Below are 6232 nucleotides of genomic sequence, written 5' to 3'. Positions count from 1 at the left end.
GCTCAACACCGCACTGCCTGGCGACCCGCGCGATACGTCGACTCCCGCGGCCATGGCGGCTAGCCTGCAACGGCTCGCGCTGGGCGATGCGCTGGGCGTGGCAGAGCGCGAACAGCTGGTGGCATGGATGCGCGGCAATACCACCGGCGCCACGCGGATCCGCGCCGGCGTGCCGGCGGACTGGCAGGTGGCGGACAAGACGGGCTCCGGCGACTACGGCACGGCCAACGACATCGGTGTGGCATGGCCGCCCGGAAAACCGCCCATCGTGCTGGCCATCTATTTCATGCAACCCGGCAAGGACGCCGCCTATCGCAACGACGTGCTGGCCTCCGCCGCGCGGATCGCGGTCGAGGCGCTCAGCTAGGACTGGCTCGCGGCGGCGAAGGTCAGGCCGAATTTGCCGAGGTACTTGGCCAGCCGGTCGCTGTCGTTGCTGCTGCTCTTGCCCAGCCGCGATACGGCAAACAGCGTGCGCCCGGCCTCGGCCCGGCTCTTGCTTCGGCGGCACACGCCCAGCACATAGTCGAGCTGCACCAGGTCGAACGGGTCCGTGGCGGCCAGCACGGCGGGATCCAGGATGGCCAGCGCCTGGCCCTGCGCCACCGCCTGCTGGGCGCCGTCCTGCCACGAGTCGTTCAGCCGCGCGATTTCCGCGTCCACGACGCTGGTATCGATGCGGCCGCTGTCGGCCAGCGTCATCATGCGCGTCACCGACGCGGCGAGGTCGCGGAAGTTGCCGCGCCAGCAGGCCTGCGGCGATACGGCAAAATCCAGCCAGGCCTGGCGCGCTTCCTTGTTGAAGCGCACCTGGCTGCCGAGCTCGCGCGCCTGGCGCACGAGCTCGTAGTCCAGGTTGGGCTCCACGTCCTCCGGGCGCTCGGCCAGCCCCGGCAGCCGGTAGGTCCACAAGTTGATGCGGGCAAACAGGTCCTCGCGAAAGCGCCCGGCGCGCACCTCGGCGCGCAGGTCCCGGTTGGTGCCGGCGATCAGCTGGAAATCGCTCTGCACTTCCTTGTCGCCGCCTACCGGAAAGAAGCGCTTCTCCTCGATGGCTTTCAACAGCATCGCCTGCTCGTCCAGCCCCAGCTCGCCAATCTCATCCAGGAACAGCAAGCCCTGATGGGCCGAGCGCAGCCAGCCCGTGCGCTCGCCCTGCGCGCCGGTAAATGCACCCTTGACGTGGCCGAACAGCGCCGACATGGCGCCGTCGCCGCGGATGGTGGCGCAGTTCACTTCCACAAAGCCGCCGCTGAGCTGGTGGCGGCCCTTCTTCAGCTCGAACACGCGCCGCGCCAGGAACGACTTGCCGGCGCCGGTCGGGCCGGTCAGCAGCACCGGCGCGCGCGAGCGCAGCACCACGCGCTCGATCTCGTCGATCATCTGGTTGAAGGCGGCGTTGCGGGTGGCAATGCCGGATTTGAGCAACGACACCGCATCCTGCTGCTCGCGCGAGAAGCGCGCGGCCAGCTGGTCGTAGCGGGACAGGTCGAGATCGATGGCGGCGTAGTGGCCCGGCTGGCCGCTGGCCTGCCGCAAGGGCGGCGAGGTCTGCAACAGGCAGGCCGGCAGGTAGCGCGCCTCGGTCAGCAGGAACAGGCAGATCTGCGCCACGTGGGTGCCGGTGGTGATGTGTACCCAGTACTGCTCGCGCTCCGTATCGAAGCGGTAGCCGCGCGTGAACTCATGCAGCGAAGCATAGACCTCGCTGAAATCCCAGGGATCCTCCAGCGCCAGCAGGTTCAGCCTGACCTCCGTCTGCGGCGAGACCTTGGCGATGTCGGCTGCGACCTGCTCGGCCAGCGCCCGGTGGCGGCCGGTATAAAGCAGCTCGAAGCGATCCAGCAGCAGGTCTTCGTGCTGGCACAGCGCCACACTGGGCCGCCATTTTTCCCAGCGCGCGGAGCCTTTGCCCCGGTCGAGCTGCGTGCCGATGAAGCCGATGACGACCTTTTTCATGTTCTTTGTATTTATAGAAAACTAGATAAATATATAGATATTAGGCGGGGATAACAAGCTGGAGACTGGCGCATTTCCTGGCGAAATTCAATAAAAATCGTTTTGAATCATAGGGTTGTATATTTGTTGATGCTTGCCTGCAGCCCCTGGCACGCCGATTGCGAAATAGAGACCATCGAATCCGACGCAACCTTGTCTCCAGCGGAGAATGCAAATGGCAAATACCAATCTGTTCCAAAGCCTGCGTGGCCGCTTCCTGCCACCGGCAGACGCGATCAACGAGGCGGGCGGCGCTGCCTATGCCCTGGGACGCGAACATCGCCTGGCGCAGTACGCGGCAACGGGCTGCCTGAACGGCACCTTCTATGCCAGCGCCGAAGCGCAGCTCGACGCCGTGATGGCGCTGTGCGAGGACGTGGATCCGGCCTTTATCGCCAAGGCCGCCGTGTATTGCCGCGAGCGCGGCTATATGAAGGACATGCCGGCCCTGCTGTTGGCCGCATTGACCGTGCAGGGCCCGCAGTACCTGCCGGCGGTGTTCGGCCGCGTGATCGACAACGGCAAGATGCTGCGCACCTTTGTGCAGATCCTGCGCAGCGGCGCGGCGGGCCGAAAGTCGCTGGGCACGCGGCCCAAGAAGCTAGTGCAGCAATGGCTCAACACGGCCGATGAGCGTGCGCTGCTGTCGGCATCGGTGGGTACCAGCCCGTCGCTGGCCGATGTGGTGAAGATGGTGCACCCGAAGCCGGCGCAAGCCTGGCGTGCCGCCTTCTTTGCCCGGCTGATCGGCAAGCCGTATGACGTGTCTGCGCTGCCGCCGGTGACGCAGGCCCTGGAGGCCTACAAGCTGGCGCGGGCCGAAGGGCGGCAGGCACCGGTGCCGGCTGTGCCGTTCCAGATGCTGGCGTCGCTGGACCTGGATACCCAGGCCTGGGCCGAGGTGGCACGCCATGGCGGCTGGCAGATGGTGCGCATGAACCTGAACACCTTTGCGCGCCACGGCGTGTTTGCCCTGCCGGGCATGGCGGACGAGATCGCGGCAAAGCTGCGGCAGGCCGATGCCATTGCGCGGGCCCGGGTGTTTCCGTACCAGTTGCTGGCCGCGTACCACGCCGCCGGGGAAGACATGCCGGCGGGCGTGCGCGAGGCCTTGCAGGATGCGCTGGAACTGGCGCTGGCCAATGTGCCGCCGGTGGCGGGCCGCATGGTGGTTTGTCCTGATGTGTCGGGCTCCATGCACTCGCCGGTGACGGGCTACCGGGCGGGGTCGAGCAGCGCGGTGCGCTGCGTGGACGCCGCGGCGCTGGTCGCTGCAACCTTCCTGCGCAAGCAGCCGGACACGATGGTGCTGCCGTTCAAGGAGGAAGTGGTGAAGCTGACGCTGAACCCGCGCGACACGGTGATGACCAACGCGCAGAAGATGGCGGCGATCGGCGCGGGTGGCACCAACTGCAGCGCGCCGCTGGCGTGGCTGAACCATCGCCGCGTGTGTGCCGACGTGGTCATGCTGGTGTCGGACAACCAGTCGTGGATGGATGCACGCCATGGCGAAACGGCCACGTTGCGGGAGTGGGAGCGTTTCAGGCAGCGCAATCCCAAGGCGCGGCTGGTGTGCCTGGATATGCAGCCCTACGTGTCCAGCCAGGCACCGGATCGCGACGACATCCTGAACATCGGGGGCTTCTCCGACTCGGTGTTCCAGATCGTCGCCGCCTTCGCCGCCGGGCAGCTGCAGGCCGGCCACTGGGTGGGCGAGATCTCGGCCACGGCGTTGTGAAGTTATGAGGTTGTGAAGTTGTGAAGTTGTGAAGTTCGGCGGTGACTGGCGAATGCCGGGCAGACTACATCCGAGGCTTGTCTGTCCTATCCCTTGTCGCTGGTTACCGCCCCCGAGCCAGCATACCCCAGCCGCCGCGCGTGGCGCCTGCGGTATGCGGACTCGCCACGAATGCTGGCCAGGATTACATCTGGTGATTGCCGGTTCAATTCCGGCCGCTGCGGCATATGCAGCGTAAATCCTGCCGATCCTTGTCGTGGCGATGCCGCATTGCCCTACGATTAGAGTGCCGGTTCCACAACCATTAGCCGTCCACCTTATTTGGTATCTTGCTGGCCAACGCCAGCGTAGTCCCGCCGCAAGGCAAAGAGAGATGAAGACATGAGCAAGGAGAATTACGACGTATTCCAGTCCGGCACCGGCCGCCCGGTCAAGATGTGGACCCATGGCGTGCCCGTCGATGACGGCGCGCGCGCGCAGCTCGCCAACACCGCACAGATGCCGTTCATCTTCAAGCATCTGGCCGTGATGCCGGATGTACACCTGGGCAAGGGTTCCACCATCGGCTCGGTGATCCCCACGCGCGGCGCCATCATCCCGGCGGCGGTGGGCGTGGACATCGGCTGCGGCATGATCGCCGTCAAGACCACGCTAACCGCCAGCGACCTGCCCGATAGCCTCGGCCCGCTGCGCAGCGCCATCGAGAAGGCCGTGCCGCACGGCCGCTCCAATAACCGCAGCGGGCGCGACAAGGGCGCCTGGGGCGAGGTGCCGGATGCGGTGGACGCGAGTTGGGCCGCGCTGGCAGGTGGCTTCGAGCGCGTCACGCAGAAGTACCCGAAGCTGGCGCGCACCAACAACCGCAACCACCTGGGCACGCTGGGTACCGGCAACCACTTTATCGAGGTCTGCCTGGATGAGAGCCAGTCTGTCTGGTTCATGCTGCACTCGGGCTCGCGCGGGGTGGGCAATGCCATCGGCAACACCTTTATCGAGCTGGCGCAAGCGGATATGCGCCGGCACTTCATCAACCTGCCCGACCGCGACCTGGCCTACCTGGTGGAAGGCAGCAGTCACTATGAAGACTACGTGTTCGCGGTGGAGTGGGCGCAGCAGTACGCGCGCCGCAACCGCGAGACGATGATGGCCAACGTGCTGGACGCCGCGCGCGCCGTGATCGGCAAGCCTTTTGCCACGGAGATGGAGGCGGTGAACTGCCACCACAACTATGTGCAGAAGGAGCGCCACTTCGGCGAAGACGTGCTGGTCACCCGCAAGGGTGCGGTCAGCGCCAAGGCCGGCGAGCTTGGCATCATCCCGGGCTCGATGGGCGCGCGCTCCTACATCGTGCGTGGCAAGGGCAATGCGGAATCGTTCTGCTCCTGCAGCCACGGCGCGGGCCGCACCATGAGCCGCGCCGAAGCCAAGCGCCAGTTTTCGGTGGAAGACCAGCGACTGGCCACGCAAGGCGTCGAGTGCCGCAAGGATGCCGAAGTCATCGACGAGATCCCGATGGCCTACAAGGACATCGACGCGGTGATGGCGGCGCAGTCCGACCTGGTCGAGATCGTCCACACGCTCAAGCAGGTGGTGTGCGTGAAGGGCTGAAGGCAGCAACTGCCGCCGCCGGGGACGAACCTGTCCCTGGCGGCGCTGGCATAACAACAAGAACAGAAGAGTTTTCCGTGATGATTGAAATCGACGGTTCCTACGGCGAGGGCGGGGGCCAGATCCTGCGCACCGCGCTGTCGCTTGCCATGGTGRCCGGCACGCCCGTGCATATCGCCAACGTGCGCGCCCGGCGCAGCAAGCCCGGGCTGATGCGCCAGCACCTGACCGCCGTGGTGGCGGCGCAGGCCATCAGCGGCGCGCGCACCGAAGGTGCGGCGATCGGTTCGACAGCGCTGACATTCGAGCCGGGGCCCGTGCGCGCCGGCAACTACGACTTTGCCATCGGCTCCGCCGGCAGTTGCACGCTGGTGCTGCAGACCCTGCTGCCGGCGCTGTGGTCCGCCGCAGGCGACGACGGCTTCACGCTCACCCTGTCCGGCGGCACCCACAACCCCATGGCGCCCTCARCCACCTTCCTGCGCGACGCCTGGCTGCCGCTGATGGCCCGCATGGGCGCGCCTGCCGAGCTCGCGCTGCGCCGCCACGGCTTCTATCCCGCCGGCGGCGGTGAGCTGACAGTAAGCGGACGCTCGGGCGCGGCCTGGCGCCCGCTGGCGCTGGACGCGCGTGGCGCATCCGGCAAGCCCGATGCGCGTGTGCTGATCGCCGGCGTCCCGTTCCACGTAGCTCGCCGCGAGCTCGACCTCGTTGGCGAGCAGATGGGATGGGACGCCAGCCAGTTGCACGTGGGTGGCCTGCGCCACGAGGAAGGCCCCGGCAACGCCGTGCTGCTGACGCTGCCGCACGAGCACGTGACCGAGGTCTTCTGCGAGTTCGGCGAGAAGGGCCGCTCCGCGGAAAGCGTGGCCGCCGCCGCGTGCCGCC

The 6232-nt window shown here is 66.8% G+C and carries 5 protein-coding genes; 4 read left to right on the top strand and 1 reads right to left on the bottom strand.

Translation table 11 applies throughout. From position 1 onward, the window contains the following. On the top strand, positions 1 to 367 hold a 367-nt coding region (locus AC1DS3_RS33290; RefSeq protein ID WP_477128833.1), incomplete at its 5' end, for a serine hydrolase. On the opposite strand, the gene rtcR is transcribed toward AC1DS3_RS33290, so the two are convergent. After that, positions 364 to 1959: an RNA repair transcriptional activator RtcR gene (rtcR, locus tag AC1DS3_RS33285; RefSeq protein WP_441639466.1), complete on the bottom strand. Its 1596-nt coding sequence runs from the start codon at positions 1957 to 1959 to the stop codon at positions 364 to 366. The genes AC1DS3_RS33290 and rtcR overlap by 4 nt on opposite strands. Positions 1960 to 2173: 214 nt before the next feature. Between rtcR and AC1DS3_RS33280 the strand changes: the two genes are divergently transcribed. The 3 genes from AC1DS3_RS33280 to rtcA form a co-directional block, all read left to right on the top strand. Beyond that, positions 2174 to 3736, top strand: coding sequence for an RNA-binding protein (locus AC1DS3_RS33280; protein WP_441639465.1), 1563 nt, complete (start codon positions 2174 to 2176; stop codon positions 3734 to 3736). A 381-nt stretch (positions 3737 to 4117) separates the two neighbouring features. Next, complete coding sequence (locus AC1DS3_RS33275) at positions 4118 to 5344, top strand: RtcB family protein (protein WP_441639464.1); 1227 nt, start codon at positions 4118 to 4120, stop codon at positions 5342 to 5344. A gap of 80 nt (positions 5345 to 5424) precedes the next feature. Further along, positions 5425 to 6232, top strand: an 808-nt coding sequence (gene rtcA, locus AC1DS3_RS33270) for an RNA 3'-terminal phosphate cyclase (protein ID WP_477128832.1), incomplete at its 3' end; no start/stop codon positions are given.

Source organism: Cupriavidus sp. 01L46, from assembly GCF_056399905.1.
The sequence above is the reverse complement of the archived record's forward strand: the minus strand, read 5'-3'. Positions and strand labels throughout refer to the sequence as shown.